This is a genomic window from Paenibacillus sp. FSL R5-0713 (assembly GCF_037973325.1).
GTDB lineage: Bacteria > Bacillota > Bacilli > Paenibacillales > Paenibacillaceae > Paenibacillus.
On the sequence record NZ_CP150229.1, the window covers coordinates 1669890 to 1686682 of the forward strand.

Here is a 16793-nt window from a genome sequence, read left to right on the forward strand (position 1 = left end):
ATCGGTAGGTATAGTGTGTATATTATATATACACACTATACCTACCGGAAACTATTCAACATCAATGAGGTGAGGAAAGATTAACATTTTAATATCGAACGCATCGAGCGATCCGATCTATATGCAGATTTTAACTCAGATCAGACAGAGCATCTTGAGCGGAGAATTGGTTGCTGGAGATAGTCTTCCTTCCATTAGGCAGCTCGCCAAGGATCTGCAAGTCAGTGTTATTACAACTAAACGTGTCTATGAAGAGCTGGAGAAGGAGAAGCTGATCGATTCAGTTGTAGGAAAAGGTAGCTTCGTATCTGGAGTCAATCAGGATTTTATTCGGGAGCGACGGATGAAACAATTAGAAGAGAAAATGCTCGAAGTAATTGGGGAGAGCAAAAAACTGGGTATGAGTGCACAGGATGTAATCCAACACTTTACATTGTTGTATGAGGAGGAGTAAGCATGATGAACGCCATCGAATTACGTAATGTAACCAAAACGTATCCCTTATTTAAAGTGGATAATGTATCTCTGGATGTCAAAAAAGGATATATCACAGGACTCATTGGCCCCAATGGGGCGGGAAAGAGTACAATTATCAAAATGATCACGGGGCTGATTGGTCCCGATAAGGGAAGTGTCCGAACATTGGGCAGCGAGATGTCCAATCATGAAGTTAACATCAAGCAACGCCTTGGCATTGTGTCTGATGAATGTTTTTACTATGAGCATCTAACAATCCGTGAAATGACACAAATGATCGCTCCTTTCTACACTAAATGGGACGATAAAGCGTTTAATGGCTATCTGGATCAGTTCGAACTATCTCCCAAAAAGAAGATCCAGGATCTTTCCAAAGGCATGAAGATAAAATTTTCTCTTGCCGTAGCTCTGTCACATGAAGCAGATCTGCTGATTATGGATGAACCGACATCTGGGCTTGATCCTGTGTTTAGGCGGGAACTGCTCTATCTTCTTGCGGATATGATACAGGACGAGACACGGTCCATTATTTTCTCTACGCATATTACAACCGATCTGGAACGTATTGCAGACTACATTACGTTTATTCATCAAGGAAAACTGGTGTTTAATGAAGCCAAAGATGATGTGTTGGAAAGATATACGATTGTAAAAGGGGATATGGATCTGCTTGATTCCGACATTCGGAAACATTTCATTGGAATACGCGAGACAGCCGTTGGTTTTGAAGCGTTGTCGGACCATAAGGCAGAGGCGGAACAGTTGTTTGGCAGACTTGCTCTTTTACAAAGACCTACGTTGGAAGACCTCATTTATTTTACCGCGAAGGGAGGACGCAAATATGCTTAATCTACTTCGTAAAGACTTCATTGTACTGAAAAGTTCGCTATGGACGATTGGATTATACCTTGTGGTGTTTAGTCTCGCATTTATACCAAAGAGTGAAATGTCGATGTATTTTGTAGGCATCTACACAGCTTTTGGATCGGTCATGCTGGCAACCATGATTGATATCAAAAACCATAATCATAAATTTTTGGTTACGCTCCCGATTAGCCGCAAACAGATTGTGAAAGCCAAGTACCTCTCTGCTATAATCTATACAGTATTCGGGGTGCTCGCCTCGTATGGAATTCACAAGCTTGTGAAGCTAAATTATCCTGAACTGAACAAACCGAATTTTTCACTAATGGATATTGTCATTTCGGTAGGTATGGTGCTTTTGCTAGTCTCCATATACATGCCTCTTTTCTACGGACTTAGCAAAAAAGGGGCAGGCATCATCAATGCGATCTTTATGCTCTGCATGATTATACTGGCGCAACCGGTTGCTTACCTTATGAGTGTGGCGAGCGAGAAGGGCGTGATTACCACGTCGACAATGACATTGGTTTTCGTAGGCATTATTGGCTTGTTTTCTGTGTCCTATCTCATTACGATTCGCTTGTTTGCAAGAAAAGACCTTTAAGCGCAGAGCGGATACGTATAGAAAGTATAAAAAAAGTAAAGTCGCCATAAGGCGACTTTTTTGATGTGGCTCATGTTCAAGGAGATCAAACTTTACATTTCGTTGGCTAGCGTAATAAGCCTGTTCATGCCTTCCCGAATCTGCTGCTCATGTGCATAAGAGAAGGACAAACGCAGCTTGCGACTGGCTGAATGATCCGAAGAATCGAATACGGTTCCGGGTACAAAGGCAACGGATTGTTCCATGCATCGGTGAAGCAGTCTTCCGGTATCCACGCCCTTCGGAAGCTCCACCCAAAAGTTGAGTCCGCCCTCGGGTCGGGTCCACGTCCAGTCCGTTTCCAGCAGATATTGTTCCATCACTTCCATACGTAGTTGAATGGCGGTCCGCAGCTTGGACAGATGCTGATGCATACGTTCTGACTGAAAATAACGGAGAAAAAGCTTCTGATTCAGGAGAGGCGATCCGTTATCTGTCAGTGATTTTACGGCCTGTAGTCCTGGCATGAAACGCTGACGGCATATGATGGCTGCAATCCGCAGCCCGGGTGCAACATACTTGCTATAACTGCGAATGTACAAGGTGTGTCCGGTGGTGTCATAGGTGAAAATGGGTGCAGGAGGTTTCTCCTTAAAATAGATATCATAGGTGCTGTCGTCCTCAAGCAGAAAACAACCGTACTGTTCTGCAAGTTCGGGTAACTGTTTGCGCTGTTCTACTGGAACATTCATGCCGGTTGGATTCTGAAAGGTCGGTGTCATATAAAAGAGGCGTGGCTTCTCACTCTTCATCAGATGTTCGATCTGCTCCAGATCATAACCCTCGGGATGAATGTCGGTGAAGACAAGCCGGGCACCTTGTTTGCGGAAAATCTCCATTGCCGGTCCATACGTAGGCCGTTCCATCAAGACCCGATCTCCGGGCTTGACCAGTGTCCGCGAGATGACGTCAATCGCTTGCTGGGCACCCGATGTAATTAACACCTCGTCTGCGGAGAGGTAGAAGCGTTCCTTGGTTGTCAGATGGCTTGCCATCGCACTACGCAATTCCAGATCTCCTTGAATCGTGGAGTACGTTCCAAGCAGACGTGGATATTGATCCAACAGATCGCGCATCAGTTCTCCCCAATACCGATTGGGAAGCAAGGCGGGATCAATCAATGATTTGGAAAACTGGAATTCGGCTTCAAGCGATTGTACATGTGCGAGGGAGTCCCAATGCAACCAGGCAGACACGGCGGGATCATCCGCCTGATCTGTTACTGAGAATGGAGTTGCTGGACTCACATAATAGCCGGACTTGTCCTTCACATAAACATTCCCGCGCTCCTTTAACTCCTGATAGGCTTTGAAAACGGTCAGCCGATGTACGCCGAGCAGCTCGGACAGGCTTCGTACAGATGGCAGTTTTTCATGTTCAGCCCACTCTCCCGCTTCAATACGTACAACGAGATAATGGATGACTTGCTCATATAATTTCAGGCTGTTATCTGTCATCATCAAGGTTTTGCCCATCCGGCTCACACTCCTTTGTGAACTCTATTGTAACAGCTAATAGGCGCCAACTGTTCTGTTTTATTCATTCTGTTCTATAGACCATGAGATATGATGAAGAACAGATAAAGGAGTGGTTATCATGGTGGGGATTGCATTTACGGTTATGTGTCTTATTTTCGGTACAACGTTTCTGGCTATTAAAATTGGAGTGGAGGCAGGCATGCCGCCTTTTCTGTCAGCTGGACTGCGGTTTGTAATCGCGGGAGCGCTGATGTTTGCATGGATGAGGATGAAGGGCAAGGTGAGCTGGTCCCTGCTGTTCCGCAAGGAGATGCTGCTGACGGGAGCAGGTCTGACCTTCGGCACCTTTGCCACATTATATTGGGCTGAACAGCATGTGAGCTCGGGTGTGGGTGCCATTTTGTCAGCGACAGGGCCGCTTATGATTATGTTGATGCAGACGGCACTGTTACGGCAAAAAACATCTGCTCGTATGATGGTGGGCTGCCTAATCGGGTTCACCGGTGTGGTTCTGGTTGTGCTGCCAGGTGTATCGCTTGGTGCAGGTTCCCTGTTCATGTGGGGCTGTATTGCGGTATTGGTGGGGGAAGTCTGTTATTCGGCAGGCGCATTGTACTCAAAAAAGGTCATTCATCAGTTCAAGGAGGCTAGTCCTGTAGCCATTAATGCGGTGCAGATGATGTACGGGGGATTGCTGCTAACTCTGCTCTCTGCTGGAACGGAATCGTGGAATATGTCTGTTCTGGATTGGGTGCCTGCTGTCTCGTCGGTCATCTATCTGACGGTCATTGGCTCGATGGTGGGACATAGTCTGTTCTATTGGATCATGTCTCGTACCAATCCGTTATTCCCGGCAACCTGGTTATACATCTCACCGCCCATCGCCGTTGGGCTTGGCGCTGTTGTCTATGGTGAGCATGTCAGCTGGATTACGTGGATCGGTGTGGTGCTGGTCATTTCAGGTCTGCTGGCGATGAATGAAAAGGTGAGCGGCTGGTTGAAAAAAGGAAAGCGTGCGAGGGTGACAGTGCAGGCTTCCGAAACTGTTTTAAAATAGGTAAAGACTAATAGTATGCAGCTCAATCTCAAAATTAGTTCTTGATTTTAGGTTGAGCTGTTTGTTATTCCAACATAATGTTCTCGTTAACCAGTTGGTAGTAGTATTCATCCATTTGTTCTGCTGTAACATTTTCTTCGAAATGTTGTATCCACCACGTCACAAGTAAACGAATTACCCCCGAGTGAAACTCGGCTACCAGTTCTATGGGAAGTGAAAATTGTTTACCTCTTCTCTTCAATTCCAGAAAATCTCTTCTGAATATCTCTCCGATAAAATGTATGAAAAAGTTGTTAAAGCTCCCATCCTTCTGTTGGTTCTGCACGATGGTCTCCAGTACATTGCCAAACAAAATTTTAGATACGCTTTGCAAAGGCTGCTGTAGTCGATCTTCTACATTCATTTGTAAATAATCCCGAAGGACCCAAGTTAGGGTGGAGGACAGTAGAGCAAATTTATCCTTAAAATGTTTGTAAAACGTGGTCCGGTGAACCATAGCTTTGTCACATATTTCATTAATCGTGATGTTGCTGAATAGCTGGCCTTTCTTGCATAACAGATCGAGTAGCGCCATTGTTAACAATTTATGAGTTCGGGTAACTCTCAAATCCACCTTTTTACCAATCATTTTCATCTACATCATTTCCTTATTGTAGTTTAGCTATATAGTATCCTGATATTGATTCTTACTTGATAGGAGATTTCGAGTGTATATTGGTATTATAAGTAATTTTTTGATATAGCTACAAGTATGGATGGATTATAATGGATTAGAGAGGATGAAGTGGCGATGTCCGACATGAAAAAAGCTGTAGTAATTGGGGCAGGTATTGCAGGGTTAATCACTGCAAGGATGTTATCTGATTATTATGATGAAGTATGTATCATTGAGCGAGATGAATTGCCTTCTGAGCCGGCGAATCGGCAGGGTGTGCCTCAATCCTTTCATCCACATCGTGTATTACCGCGCGGCGGACTCATTTTGGAACATTACTTTCCCGGATACAATGATGAATTGGTCGCACTTGGCGCCATTCCTTCACAGGAAGAGAAAGTTGTGATTGCCAATCGCTACGGTACATTGGTGAATAAGGCGAATGCTGCTTCCTCATTCAAAATTGCATCGAGCAGTAGAGCCTTGCTGGAATGGGTACTGCGTCAGCGAGTCCGGAACATAGATCATATAAGCTTTTTAACGAATACAGAAGTTACGGGATTAATGGCATCAGAAGATCAGCGTTCCATTACAGGTGTGTATACCAAAGAAAGAGGCCGGGATCATCAGGAAGAAATGCTTGCAGCGGATATGGTTATAGATGCTGCGGGACGTTCTTCTAAATTAATTAGATGGCTTGGTAAGATAGGGCTGTCCGTGCCTGAGCCGGAAGTACTAAAGGTGTCTCTTGGTTACAGCACTCGCTATTATAAGATACCACCCTCTATTCAAAATAACTGGGCAACGGTCATAACAGAATCCGATCCTGCGCAAGGAATGCGTGCAGGCATGTTGTGGCGCATTGAAAATGATATCGCTGGACTATTACTGTTTAACGCAGGAGGAGATGAATATCCTTCAACCCATCCAGATGAATTCCAAGAACAAATCAAGCTTCTGTTTGCTTCGGATGATAACATAGCGTTGATAGACCAGCTGGAGCCTTTTCAAGGACCGCGGGGATACCGTATTTCCGAATCTGTCCGTCAACATTTTGAACTCATGGAGAATTGGCCCTCCGGATTACTCGTACTTGGCGATGCATTTTGCAGCTTCGATCCGATCCATGGCCAAGGCATGACGGTCGCTGCAATTGAAGCCGAGACCATAGGGAAATGTTTGGATGAGCAGCGAATGCACCCTGAGCCACAGTTTGAACGCCAAGTACTGCATCGTATGCAGCAGGCCATTGAACCGGCCTGGTGGCTTAGTTCTGTGGCTGATCTGCGTTGGAAAGGGGTCGTACATATCGGGCCTTCCCGAATGAAAGGGGTCGCTTTTGCGCAGAAATATATCAATTTGTTCAACAAGCAGGCCATGAAAAAGGCGAGTCAGGAAAACAATAAGCATCTCTTTATTTTGCAGTTCCTGATGAATGCTTTAATTCTTCCGCCAAGAGAATTTTTTAAAGCGGACGTTCTGAATATGATCCTGAATGATAACGGTTCCGAAGAAGAATTGGAGTTAAGAGCAGAGCTTGGTGTACAGGATCCTGAGCGGTTTCAGCAAAGAATTGATGAGCTCCTTCCGTCTTTTCAGTTGGAGCCTGATGGCCGAATCAAGAAACTGCTGGAGTCTATTCAACATGCCTTGAGCAAGTAAGCAGTTTAAAAGTGGGGGGGAGCCGGGAAGGAGGCAAAACATGAAACAAATCATTCTTAATTTCTTAGCTAGCATTGTAATCTCATTCATTGTATTTTTTATTGTTTTGTTTTTTGACGATGTCCCAGATACAGATCGTGTCATCTTAGCTATGGCGATTACGATTTCACTACAGTTATCCCTGATCACCGCATTATTGCTCTCAAAACATAAAAAATAACAGAGAAAATATACCCAATATAATCTTATAAATAGCAAAATGACTTATTTTTAAACATCAAAAAAACAGCCCTGCACAGTGAAATTCACTGACCGGGCTGTTTGTTGACCTTATCTACTCTGCGTTCAATACAAACTTCTCAATAACCTCTTTTACACCGTCTTCGTTATTACTTGCGGTAATGTAGTCTGCCAGCTCTTTCAACGCAGGGATGGCATTTCCCATCGCTACGCCAAGACCAGCAACTTCAAGCATCTCATGGTCATTCCAGGAGTCGCCGATGGCAATACACTCGCTGAGCTGGTGACCAAAGTGGTCAGCCAGGAACGTAAGGGCGTGGCCTTTGGTTCCTTCATTGTGCATAATCTCGAGGAAGTAAGGTTTGGATTTGGTAATATGCACTTGTGGTCCGAGCAATTCACGCAGTTCAACAGCAACCTTATCCAAGTAGTCAGGCTCATCGATAATAAGCAGCTTCGGTGTCTTCTGTTCGATGACTTTGATGAAATCAGATTCGATATAATATTGGGTGCCGTTTAGTTTGGCATAATCACGCAGCTTGTCGTTTTCCTCACGAGCATACAGCTTGTCGTCAATATATGTTTGAAGGTGGAGATTGTTCTCCAGGCAGTAATCATACAATTTGCGGGAAGCTTCCTGTGGAACGTAACGCTCATAAAGTACTTTTTCGTCCAGCAGGTTTTTCACCAAAGCGCCTTGATACGTAATAATTGGCACGTTAAGTCCGGTTTGACGAGCGAGGGCTTGTGCGGAAGCATAAGCACGTCCAGTCGCCAGCGTTACCGTTACACCATGGGCAACGGCTTGTTCCAGTGCAGTCTGTGTAGCAGGGGTAACTTCCTTGTTGTCGTTGATCAGGGTGTCATCAATGTCGATTGCAATCAATTTGTAGGTCATCTGTGTTTCTCTCCTTTTTTATCTGTATCTATACTAACGAACGAAAAAATAAGTTTTACACGAGGCCACTCCGAATACAGATTCATCTTTCGATCGCTGTTATCCCCGGATTTTTGATTCTATTCCCCTAAGGGGAAATCCGTTGATAAGCGTATGCTTCCGATGTAGCTTTTTTTCAAAAAGCTTTAAGCGAACGCTTCGCTTCTCCCGATAAATTCTGTCTTCTCCGTTAACGTGTAATCTTAGACTCCATTCTAAAACTATACTTCCATCTAAATCTTACTCTTCCAGGAAAACAAGGCCAATAAAGTCTTCCAGCTCAAGGTTGCCGAAGTAATGTTTTACATCCAGGCCCTCAAGTGCAGTACGCACCTCGGATTCCTCATAACGCTTGCCGCGCAGCATATTTTCGATATCCGCCACATCGCCTACACCGAAGAAGTCGCCAAAGATTTTGATATCCTCAATGCGTCCATCCTTGATGTTCATGCGCAGATCGATGATGCCGACAGGGAATTTGCGAGTGTGCTTCACATTGCTTTCCGGAGACAAGCCATAGTTCCAGTCCCAGTTGTTATAACGCTCAGCAGAGATTCCCTTGATTTTGTCCCAGTCCTTCTCAGTGAGCGTGTACTGTGGAACGTCCTTAGGCTCCATTCTGAAAATGTGACGCAAAAGCTCATCACGGAACTGCTCGATCGTCAGGTTGGTGTCAATCAGATCCCGTATGTTGGCGACCCGGCTGCGCACGGACTTGGTGCTCTTGGATTTGAATTTCTCGGGATTGACGTTCAGGGAAGCCTGAACATGCTCCAGATTCAGATCAAACATCAAGGTGCCATGACTGAACATGCGCCCACGTGTGGAAAACTGAGCGTTGCCCGAAATTTTCTTTTCGCCCACTTGCAGATCATTACGCCCGGTCAACTCGGCATTTACACCAAGCTCGTGCAAAGCTTCAACGACAGGCTGGGTAAACTTGCGGAAATTGTGGAAGGATTGACCGTCATCCGCTGTAATAAAACTGAAATTCAGGTTGCCCAGATCGTGATATACCGCTCCGCCGCCCGAAAGACGACGAACCACCTGCACACCGTTATCCTGAACGTACTCGATATTAATTTCTTCAATTGTATTTTGGTGCTTTCCGATGATGATTGACGGACGGTTAATGTAGAACAGCAGATAGCTGTCATCCTCCATCGGCAGATGCTTCAGAATGTACTCCTCAATCGCCAGGTTTACAGAAGGATCTGTAATGCCCTGATTGTCTACAAACAGCATGGTCATTCCTCCATTAATGTATGTGAGGGATTGCTAGTCCCTTATGTAGTGAACCTTGTATATCAAAAGGAACCGAAATTCCTCTTCTATTGTAAACGAATTATGGTTGGGACACAAAGAAAACAGGATTGACCCACACCTCCGGTGCCATCCATAATAAAAAGGACATACAGAAAGGATGACGGAAGAATGACCGGTTATATCGAAGTGTTCGGACATGGCGGGGACGTGGAGACGGCTGCGTCACGATTTGGAAGGGAAGCCGCTGAATTTCTGGATTTCAGTGCTAACATTAATCCGCTCGGTCCGCCCAGAGAAGTGCTGGAGTCTATACAGCAAGGGTTGCAGTCCGTGATTCGGTACCCCGATCCGGGGCATCGTAGATTCAAAGCACTGCTGAGCGAGCGTCTTGGTGTGATGCAGGAGCAGATTTCCGTGGGCAATGGTGCAGCCGAAAGTATGGCGCTCATCCTGCTGGGGCTTGCCCCGCGCAAGGTGGGTACGGTGGAACCGGGATTCTCGGAGTATCGGGCGTTGGCAGAACAATTCGGTGCCGAGGTTGTGCATACAGAGGGAAGAGAAGAGCTGGCGTGGCGAGCGGAACCCGAGGACATCGAACAGCTCATGGAAAAGGTAGACCTGCTCTTCCTCGGTCAGCCCAACAATCCGAACGGTGTACAATATCCGCTTGAGGTATTGCAAAGGCTTGCCCGCAAAGCGGAAAAAACGGGAACTGTCCTCGTCATTGATGAGGCATTTATGGATTTTATCCCGGTAGCCCGGCGTCAGTCCCTGGCAGCACATCTGAGCGACTATCCCAATGTGATCATCATTCGTTCGATGACGAAGTTTTATGCCATTCCGGGCTTGCGTCTAGGATATGCTTTGGGCCGTGCGGAATACATTCAGGCAATGACGAAGAAACAGGTGACCTGGAGTGTCAACGGTCTGGCGCTTATGGCAGGTGAAGCCTGTCTGCGCAGTGGAGAACGGTACGAACAGGAGACCATTTCACAGATCACGCGGGAACGGGAACATCTCATCGCAGGATTGCAGACGTATGGATGTGCGATCACACCGGGAGAAGCGAACTTTATTTTGGCACGTGTTCCAGTGCCTTGGACAGCAGCATCCATGCAGGAGGCGCTGGGCCAAAGGGGGATCTTGATTCGCAGCTGTGCGATGTATCCGGGACTTGATGAAGGCCATGTACGTTTCGCGGTCAAGGATGCAGACGCCAATGCCACATTACTCGAAGTGCTGGGCAGCGTGCTGGAAAGCAAGGGAGATCCGAATGCTGATCAGACCTCCATTCATGAATCAAGTCAGCAGGAGCAGACGAAAGATTCGGAACAGGAACAGGGAGGGAAACGGCAGTGACACTCCCGTTTTATAACTACTTCGCGAATGGAAAAACAGACGAGAATGAATATGCCGCCTCTTCCTGGCCGGGACTAAACATATCTGCATATGAACGACATATCAAAGCACAGAGCCCAATGGCTGCCCAAGCGTTGTCGAGTGCGGTATATGGCGGTGGGATGCTAGAACTGGATCGCATATTTAATATCTATGTGGACAGGCATTACCGTTGTGATGATCCGCCGCGTGATATCGAACAAGCACTGAACGAATGGCATGAGCCAGAAGATCAATGTGCCGGATTGTTGACAGCGGTAAGGCTGGAGCATACCTCCATTCAGGAATTTACAAGTGATGAATTTGGTCTTCTGTGCTGCACCACTGCGGGGGTATCGAATGCAGCACGCGCGGGTTCGGAGAGAACGGTATTTGATGCAGCGGGAAATAAGAAGATGGCTTCCGACATGAAGCATTCTGCTCCTTCAGCACGGAATCTAACGAAGCAGCCCTATGTCCCAGGTACAATTAACATCATGCTCTGGTTGAATGGACGCATGACCACCGGGGCGATGGTGAATGCGGTGCAGACGGCGGTGGAAGCCAAAGCGGCAGCGCTGGCGGATGCAGGTGTTTTGGATTCGGAGAACGGGTTGCCCGCCACCGGCACCACAACTGATGCCATTGTGTTTGCAGTACGTCAGGCAGTGGAGGAACCACAACCGATGATCACTTATGCCGGGACGGCGACTACGGCGGGGGCGGCGATTGGCAGATTGGTATACGACACGGTGACGGAGAGCCTTCAGGCCGGACTGTTATGGAAAGAGAGGATCAGGCACAAATGACTTTTGAGATAGAGCATCTATGGACCTGGCCGTTCTGGACAGGCATGGCTGGAGCCTGGATTATTATACTGGCGTACCTGTTAGACCGATGTATCGGTGATCCGCGCTGGATTCCCCACCCGGTGATTGGCATGGGAAAAGGCATCTCGGCGTTGGAGCGTGTTATTCGCTCGCGTGTGAACACAGATTCGGGGCTGAAGAGAGCAGGGCTGTTGTTCCCGCTTGTGGTTGCGGGGGGTTCTTTTGCCATCACTTGGGGACTTGTATATGTGCTTGGATTGATTCATCCTGTCATTGCGGCGGCAGCTGAAGTGGTGCTCATCGCAACGACCATTGCTTCAAAAGGGCTGAAGGATGCAGGTATGGAAGTGTATCGTCATCTGAAGCATCAGGATTGGCCGGCGGCCAGACGTTCACTGAGTATGATTGTAGGACGTGATACGGCGCATCTGGATGAACCGGAGGTTGTGCGGGGAACGGTAGAGACGGTTGCCGAAAATATCGTGGATGCCATTGTATCCCCGTTATTCTATGCGCTTATTGGAGGCGCTCCGCTAGCCATGGCTTATCGTGCCGTCAACACACTGGATTCCATGGTCGGATATAAAAATGACAAGTATCTGCATCTTGGTTGGGCCTCGGCCCGTCTGGATGATGTGGCGAACTGGATACCCGCCCGGCTCACCGCAATGCTGTTAATCGTGGGTGCCTGGGTCATGAAATTTGATGCCAAAGGAGCAGCACGGATGGTCGCTCGGGATGCAAGACTGCATCCAAGTCCGAATAGCGGGTTTCCCGAATCAGCAGTGGCTGGAGCACTGGGCATCCGACTTGGCGGACATAACGTGTATCACGGAGTTGCTTCGTTTCGTGCCTATATGGGCGAGGCCACACGGCCGATGGAAGCCGAGGATATTGTGCGAACATCACACCTGATGTTCTGGTCCGCAGAGGCTTTTGTGGTACTTAGTGTGTTAATATCGCTGGGTGTGTGGCTGGCAGGAGGGACGCTGTTATGGCCCTAAATGAGGGGAATGCAGGCAAGGACGTACATACGGATCAACCGGCTTCAATGAAACGAAACATTCTGTGGGTCCGTCACGGGACAACGCTATGGAATGTGGAAAAAAGATACCTGGGGCATACCGACATCGGTCTGCTGCCAGATGCCAAAGAAGAACTGGCTCCGCTTCATGAACAATTGAGCCGTGTTTCGTGGCACGAGGTATATTGCAGTGATCTGCTGCGCTGCCGACAGACGCTGGAACAGATTCTTCCTGATGCCGGCGGAAAGGTGAAGTTCGATCAGCGTCTGCGGGAAATTGATTTTGGACAGTGGGAAGGGCTAACATATGAGCAGCTCAAGGATAACCCTGAGTACCGAAACTGGATTGATGCGCCGCAGAAGGTCACTCCGCCTGATGGGGAATCGTGGCAGAAGTTTACGGAGCGAATGGATTCATTTCTCCAAGAGATGTTGTTGAATGGTCGGCCTTCAATGCACGTTGATGAGGGACGGGTACCTACCATAGTTGTGGTTACGCATGGTGGTGTCATCCGATATGCCTTGTCCCGTCTGATTGCCGGGCTTGGGTTCTGGGATACACATGTCGTACCGGGACAGGCGATTCAGGTCCAGCTTGATCGACAGGGAATCAATGGTTTGGTAGCAGAGTGACTTTTCCGCCAATCGGGTTGTAAGGATGTACAATATACCCTATAATCACAACAGAAGTGTGACTTCAGCATGGATACAGATACGGTGCAGGCTGTGAAGGCAAATGCGTATATAACATGCAGAAATTACATGACAATGATATACCATATCAGCGACCAAGGGTCCCGCGTGTGAAGGCTGTTTTCATGGCAGAGTAGTACGAGTCGTGAAACACACAAGGGTGAAATGGGGAAGCCGGTGCAAATCCGGCACGGTCCCGCCACTGTAAAACAGGATGATTCCTGTAAGTCAGGTTACCTGCCCTGGACGTACAAACCGGTGTTCCTTCGAGGAAAGGACAGCGTTTCGGGCTATTCTATGCGCATGGACAACCCTTGGTTGAACATGTACAGATCGCCATATGCGAGACGTCATCCCTGATCCTGGACGTAAGGATTAGGGATTTTTTATTGTTCATGTAAGATAAACCGAACTTTTACACGTTAACGAAGAGTGCAGAACCGATCTGAAGAAACGGAGTGTTCGCTTAAAGCTTTCTACAAGAAAGCTACATCGGAAGCATACGCTTATCCCCGGATTTTCCCTTTCGAAAAGGGAATCAAAAAATCTGGGGATAACAGCGATCGGAAGATGGTACTGCAATCGGAGTGGACTTGTGTAAATTGATGGATTTTACTTGTACAGGAACACCAAGGCAAGGGTAGTAAGAGTTCAAGCATGTTGCAAGAAAATAGTACAGATAGAGAAGGGGAGAATAACAGAATGAATATCAAGAATTGGAAAAGCGTAGCGTCCCTGCTAAGTGCAGCGGCACTCGCACTGGCTTTGGCCGGATGTGGCAATGCAACAACGAATGAGGGCACAGGTACTTCACAGCAACCGGCACAGGAACAGTCCCAAGGCCAGCCGCAGACGGACCTCAAAACCCAATATCCACTGACCGTTACGGATGCAACGGGTGAATCGTTTACTTTTGAAAAGGCGCCAGCCAAAATTGTATCCGTGTCACCAGCTGAGACAGAGTCCCTGTTTGCCCTTGGATTGGATGAACAGATCGTTGGTGTATCCGACTATGATGATTATCCTGAAGCAGCAACAACCAAAGCGAAAATGGGCGGCATCACCAAGCCCAACGAAGAGTCCATCATTGCATCTGAAGCCGACATTGTCTTTACAGGTATCTCGATGAGTGAGGATGCCGTGAAGAAGCTGCGCGAACTCGGTATTACCATTTTCAAAACGGATCCTAAATCCATTGACGATGTGATGAACAATATCGAAACCTTCGGTAAAATTACCGATCATCAGGAAAAAGCACAAGAAATCATCACTCAGATGAAACAGGACGTGACGGATGTAACCGAAGCGGTGAAGGCAGTTAAACCGGAAGAGAAGAAAAAAGTATACGTTGAATTCTCCCCAGGTTGGTCGGTAGGTAAAGGTGAGTTCATGGACGAACTGATCACTGTAGCCGGAGGAACCAATATCGCTTCAAACGAAGAAGGCTGGTACCAAATCAATGAAGAAAACGTGATTGCCTCCAACCCCGATGTAATCTTGTATGCCAACGATGTAATTGATGAAAACTCCAAAACACTGGATCAGATCATCAAGGCGCGCAGCGGCTGGGATCAAATTACGGCTGTGAAAAATGACGCGGTTATTGGCCTGGATGCCAACCTGCTGAGCCGTCCGGGTCCACGGGTAACTCAAGGGTTGAAAGAAGTAGCCAAAGCGATCTACCCTGACTTGTTCCAATGAGTAAAAAGCTGATCCTGTTCGGAACGACGGGCATGGTGCTGCTGGTGCTTACCGTGCTCATCTGCACGGGCATTGGTTCAGTAGCTTTGCCAATTCGGGATATTGCCGGCATCCTGATTCACAAAATTCCCTGGGTGGGCGACTGGATTACACCGGATTGGAATAAGGCAGCCGAACAGATTATCTGGAAAGTGCGTTTTCCGCGTGTACTGCTTGCTGTGCTCGTGGGGGCTTCACTGGCTATTGCGGGTGCGGGCTTCCAGGGTGTGCTGCGTAATCCGCTGGCCGATCCGTTTACACTCGGTGTATCATCCGGTGCGTCGGTAGGGGCGGCTTTCCTGATTTTCTTCGGATTGCAGTACGCACTGATCGGAATCTGGACGTTACCTCTAATTGCGTTTTTGACGGGTGTAATCACGTTATGGTTTGTGATGGCACTAGCTCGTGAAGGGCGTAAAATACCAACACACAGCCTCATTCTGGCTGGTGTGGTCATGCAAAGTTTCCTGGGAGCAGTTGTTTCCTTCCTGTCGACCATGTCGAAACAGACGATTAATGAAATTATATACTGGACGATGGGAAGTCTGGCATTACGCGGGTGGTCGTATACGGCCATCCTTTTCCCGTATTTTCTGCTGGGGCTGGTCTTTCTCTGGAGCCGGGCACGTTCGTTAAATGTGCTTGCGCTGGGAGAACGTCAAGCCGCACATATCGGGATCGGCGTTGACAGGCTTAAGCTGTCCGTGTTGGCAGTCGGCACACTGCTGACCGCAGGGGCTGTCTCGGTATCCGGTGTCATCGGTTTCGTTGGATTGGTGATCCCGCATATGTTGCGGCTGCTGGTGGGGCCGGATTATCGACTGCTGGTACCTTTGTCTGCCATTGGTGGAGCGATCTTCATGGTGTGGGCCGATACCATCGCAAGGTCGTTGCTGGCGCCCACTGAAATTCCGCTCGGGGTGGTCACCGCCTTTGTTGGTGCGCCTTTCTTTGCTTACCTGCTGCACCGGAATAAAAAGTTGCAGAAGGGGATGATGCCATGAATTCCAGTACCGGTTCAAACTCAACTTCACTTATTTCCATTAAGGGAGCAGGAAAGTCATATGGTAATCATCAGGCATTGCGTACTGTAGACTGGCATGTTGGTGAGGGTGACTGGTGGGGCGTTGTTGGTCCAAACGGCAGCGGCAAGTCCACCCTGATCCAGCTTATTGCCGGAACGGAACAGTTAAGTGAAGGTCAGATCCATATCGATGGTCGGGATATCAGCTCATACAGCCGTAAGGACTTGTCACGCATGATTGCTGTATTGCAGCAGAACGGTTTGCCACCTATCTCCTATCCCGTACGGGACGTGGTGGAGATGGGGCGATATCCTTACCAGAACTGGCTGGGGCGGGAAGCGGGTGATGGGGCACTTGTGGTAGACAGGGTACTTGAAGATCTGGGATTGACGGAGCTCGCGGACAGACCTCTGGATGCACTCAGCGGCGGACAACGGCAGCGGGTCGCACTAGCAAAAGTCATGGCTCAGGAGCCACGGTTGTTGCTGCTGGACGAGCCGACTACGTTTCTGGATATTAAATATCAATTGCAATTCATGGAGTTGTTATCGGCCTGGCGACAGAGAAATAACATTACGATTGTAGCTGTGCTGCATGATCTGAATCTGGCCGCATTATTTTGCGATCACATTCTGGCGCTGCGTGAGGGCATGGCGGTGGGAAAGGGCACACCTCATACGTTAATCAACGAAGAGAATATTCAGGACATATTTCGCGTCAAACCCGCAATTGTCTCCCATCCCGACCATGCCATACCTCAGCTGCTGCTGCGGCGGAACATCGATTAATTGAAGCGGGGCAACCCATATTTTGATGAAGGAAGTG

At 47.9% G+C, this 16793-nt stretch carries 17 protein-coding genes and 1 riboswitch; of the genes, 13 read left to right on the forward strand and 4 right to left on the reverse strand.

What is annotated here, in order from left to right; genetic code table 11:
- Positions 1–79 precede the first annotated feature (79 nt).
- The 3 genes from MKZ12_RS07500 to MKZ12_RS07510 are packed head-to-tail and all read left to right on the forward strand — an operon-like array spanning position 80 to position 1945.
- Entirely contained in the window at positions 80–454 is a 375-nt protein-coding gene (locus MKZ12_RS07500) for a GntR family transcriptional regulator (protein ID WP_339242960.1), read from the forward strand.
- A gap of 5 nt (positions 455–459) precedes the next feature.
- Complete coding sequence (locus tag MKZ12_RS07505) at positions 460–1326, forward strand: ABC transporter ATP-binding protein (RefSeq protein ID WP_339261346.1); 867 nt, start codon at positions 460–462, stop codon at positions 1324–1326.
- On the forward strand, positions 1319–1945 hold the full coding sequence (locus tag MKZ12_RS07510) for an ABC-2 transporter permease (RefSeq protein WP_339259643.1): 627 nt from the start codon (positions 1319–1321) through the stop codon (positions 1943–1945). The genes MKZ12_RS07505 and MKZ12_RS07510 overlap by 8 nt, the downstream gene beginning before the upstream one ends.
- A 92-nt stretch (positions 1946–2037) precedes the next feature.
- Here MKZ12_RS07510 and MKZ12_RS07515 read toward each other — a convergent pair whose 3' ends face one another.
- Positions 2038–3459 carry a PLP-dependent aminotransferase family protein gene (locus MKZ12_RS07515; RefSeq protein WP_339259645.1) on the reverse strand — a complete coding sequence of 474 codons (1422 nt, stop codon included), beginning with the start codon at positions 3457–3459 and terminating at the stop codon, positions 2038–2040.
- A 121-nt stretch (positions 3460–3580) separates the two neighbouring features.
- On the opposite strand from MKZ12_RS07515, the gene MKZ12_RS07520 reads away from it, so the two are divergent.
- A complete protein-coding gene (locus MKZ12_RS07520; RefSeq protein ID WP_339259646.1) occupies positions 3581–4519 on the forward strand; it encodes an EamA family transporter in 939 nt (312 codons plus the stop codon).
- A 64-nt stretch (positions 4520–4583) separates the two neighbouring features.
- Here MKZ12_RS07520 and MKZ12_RS07525 read toward each other — a convergent pair whose 3' ends face one another.
- On the reverse strand, positions 4584–5153 hold the full coding sequence (locus MKZ12_RS07525; protein WP_339259647.1) for a TetR/AcrR family transcriptional regulator: 570 nt from the start codon (positions 5151–5153) through the stop codon (positions 4584–4586).
- A 156-nt stretch (positions 5154–5309) separates the two neighbouring features.
- Between MKZ12_RS07525 and MKZ12_RS07530 the strand changes: the two genes are divergently transcribed.
- Both MKZ12_RS07530 and MKZ12_RS07535 read left to right on the forward strand, forming a co-directional pair.
- Positions 5310–6836 (forward strand): FAD-dependent monooxygenase, encoded by a 1527-nt coding sequence (locus MKZ12_RS07530; RefSeq protein ID WP_339259648.1) that lies wholly within the window; start codon positions 5310–5312, stop codon positions 6834–6836.
- A 40-nt stretch (positions 6837–6876) separates the two neighbouring features.
- Positions 6877–7056, forward strand: a complete 180-nt coding sequence (locus MKZ12_RS07535) for a hypothetical protein (RefSeq protein ID WP_339240437.1) — start codon at positions 6877–6879, stop codon at positions 7054–7056.
- Positions 7057–7170: 114 nt separating this feature from the next.
- Here the strand turns inward: MKZ12_RS07535 and MKZ12_RS07540 are convergent, their stop codons facing one another.
- Together MKZ12_RS07540 and MKZ12_RS07545 are read right to left on the reverse strand one after the other, a co-directional pair.
- Entirely contained in the window at positions 7171–7974 is an 804-nt protein-coding gene (locus MKZ12_RS07540) for a Cof-type HAD-IIB family hydrolase (RefSeq protein ID WP_192134328.1), read from the reverse strand.
- Between the two features lie 279 nt (positions 7975–8253).
- Complete coding sequence (locus tag MKZ12_RS07545) at positions 8254–9258, reverse strand: lipoate--protein ligase (protein WP_339259649.1); 1005 nt, start codon at positions 9256–9258, stop codon at positions 8254–8256.
- 189 nt (positions 9259–9447) lie between these two features.
- Between MKZ12_RS07545 and cobD the strand changes: the two genes are divergently transcribed.
- The 7 genes from cobD to MKZ12_RS07580 all read left to right on the forward strand — a co-directional run bounded on the left by cobD (position 9448) and on the right by MKZ12_RS07580 (position 16756).
- Positions 9448–10638, forward strand: coding sequence for a threonine-phosphate decarboxylase CobD (gene cobD, locus MKZ12_RS07550; RefSeq protein WP_339240445.1), 1191 nt, complete (start codon positions 9448–9450; stop codon positions 10636–10638).
- Positions 10635–11465, forward strand: coding sequence for an adenosylcobinamide amidohydrolase (locus MKZ12_RS07555; RefSeq protein WP_339259650.1), 831 nt, complete (start codon positions 10635–10637; stop codon positions 11463–11465). The genes cobD and MKZ12_RS07555 overlap by 4 nt, the downstream gene beginning before the upstream one ends.
- Positions 11466–11509: 44 nt before the next feature.
- Positions 11510–12490, forward strand: a complete 981-nt coding sequence (gene cbiB / locus MKZ12_RS07560) for an adenosylcobinamide-phosphate synthase CbiB (RefSeq protein WP_339261347.1) — start codon at positions 11510–11512, stop codon at positions 12488–12490.
- The gene (locus MKZ12_RS07565; protein ID WP_339259652.1) at positions 12481–13143 is read left to right on the forward strand and encodes a histidine phosphatase family protein; all 663 of its coding nucleotides are present in this window, start codon (positions 12481–12483) and stop codon (positions 13141–13143) included. Before cbiB ends, MKZ12_RS07565 begins: the two co-directional genes overlap by 10 nt.
- A gap of 174 nt (positions 13144–13317) precedes the next feature.
- Positions 13318–13463, forward strand: a riboswitch (cobalamin riboswitch).
- Positions 13464–13905: 442 nt separating this feature from the next.
- Positions 13906–14904 (forward strand): ABC transporter substrate-binding protein, encoded by a 999-nt coding sequence (locus MKZ12_RS07570; protein ID WP_339259654.1) that lies wholly within the window; start codon positions 13906–13908, stop codon positions 14902–14904.
- Positions 14901–15947, forward strand: a complete 1047-nt coding sequence (locus tag MKZ12_RS07575) for an iron chelate uptake ABC transporter family permease subunit (RefSeq protein ID WP_307414522.1) — start codon at positions 14901–14903, stop codon at positions 15945–15947. Before MKZ12_RS07570 ends, MKZ12_RS07575 begins: the two co-directional genes overlap by 4 nt.
- Positions 15944–16756, forward strand: coding sequence for an ABC transporter ATP-binding protein (locus tag MKZ12_RS07580; RefSeq protein WP_339259656.1), 813 nt, complete (start codon positions 15944–15946; stop codon positions 16754–16756). The genes MKZ12_RS07575 and MKZ12_RS07580 overlap by 4 nt, the downstream gene beginning before the upstream one ends.
- Positions 16757–16793: the final 37 nt, after the last annotated feature.

What these genes read in the sequence shown, in the direction of transcription:
- MKZ12_RS07505 (WP_339261346.1), top strand. Translation starts at nt 460, where the DNA reads ATGAACGCCATCGAATTACGTAATGTAACCAAAACGTATCCCTTATTT.
- MKZ12_RS07510 (WP_339259643.1), top strand. Translation starts at nt 1,319, where the DNA reads ATGCTTAATCTACTTCGTAAAGACTTCATTGTACTGAAAAGTTCGCTA.
- MKZ12_RS07515 (WP_339259645.1), bottom strand. Translation starts at nt 3,459, where the DNA reads ATGGGCAAAACCTTGATGATGACAGATAACAGCCTGAAATTATATGAG.
- MKZ12_RS07520 (WP_339259646.1), top strand. Translation starts at nt 3,581, where the DNA reads ATGGTGGGGATTGCATTTACGGTTATGTGTCTTATTTTCGGTACAACG.
- MKZ12_RS07525 (WP_339259647.1), bottom strand. Translation starts at nt 5,153, where the DNA reads ATGAAAATGATTGGTAAAAAGGTGGATTTGAGAGTTACCCGAACTCAT.
- MKZ12_RS07530 (WP_339259648.1), top strand. Translation starts at nt 5,310, where the DNA reads ATGTCCGACATGAAAAAAGCTGTAGTAATTGGGGCAGGTATTGCAGGG.
- MKZ12_RS07535 (WP_339240437.1), top strand. Translation starts at nt 6,877, where the DNA reads ATGAAACAAATCATTCTTAATTTCTTAGCTAGCATTGTAATCTCATTC.
- MKZ12_RS07540 (WP_192134328.1), bottom strand. Translation starts at nt 7,974, where the DNA reads ATGACCTACAAATTGATTGCAATCGACATTGATGACACCCTGATCAAC.
- MKZ12_RS07545 (WP_339259649.1), bottom strand. Translation starts at nt 9,258, where the DNA reads ATGCTGTTTGTAGACAATCAGGGCATTACAGATCCTTCTGTAAACCTG.
- cobD (WP_339240445.1), top strand. Translation starts at nt 9,448, where the DNA reads ATGACCGGTTATATCGAAGTGTTCGGACATGGCGGGGACGTGGAGACG.
- cbiB (WP_339261347.1), top strand. Translation starts at nt 11,510, where the DNA reads ATGGCTGGAGCCTGGATTATTATACTGGCGTACCTGTTAGACCGATGT.
- MKZ12_RS07565 (WP_339259652.1), top strand. Translation starts at nt 12,481, where the DNA reads ATGGCCCTAAATGAGGGGAATGCAGGCAAGGACGTACATACGGATCAA.
- MKZ12_RS07570 (WP_339259654.1), top strand. Translation starts at nt 13,906, where the DNA reads ATGAATATCAAGAATTGGAAAAGCGTAGCGTCCCTGCTAAGTGCAGCG.
- MKZ12_RS07575 (WP_307414522.1), top strand. Translation starts at nt 14,901, where the DNA reads ATGAGTAAAAAGCTGATCCTGTTCGGAACGACGGGCATGGTGCTGCTG.
- MKZ12_RS07580 (WP_339259656.1), top strand. Translation starts at nt 15,944, where the DNA reads ATGAATTCCAGTACCGGTTCAAACTCAACTTCACTTATTTCCATTAAG.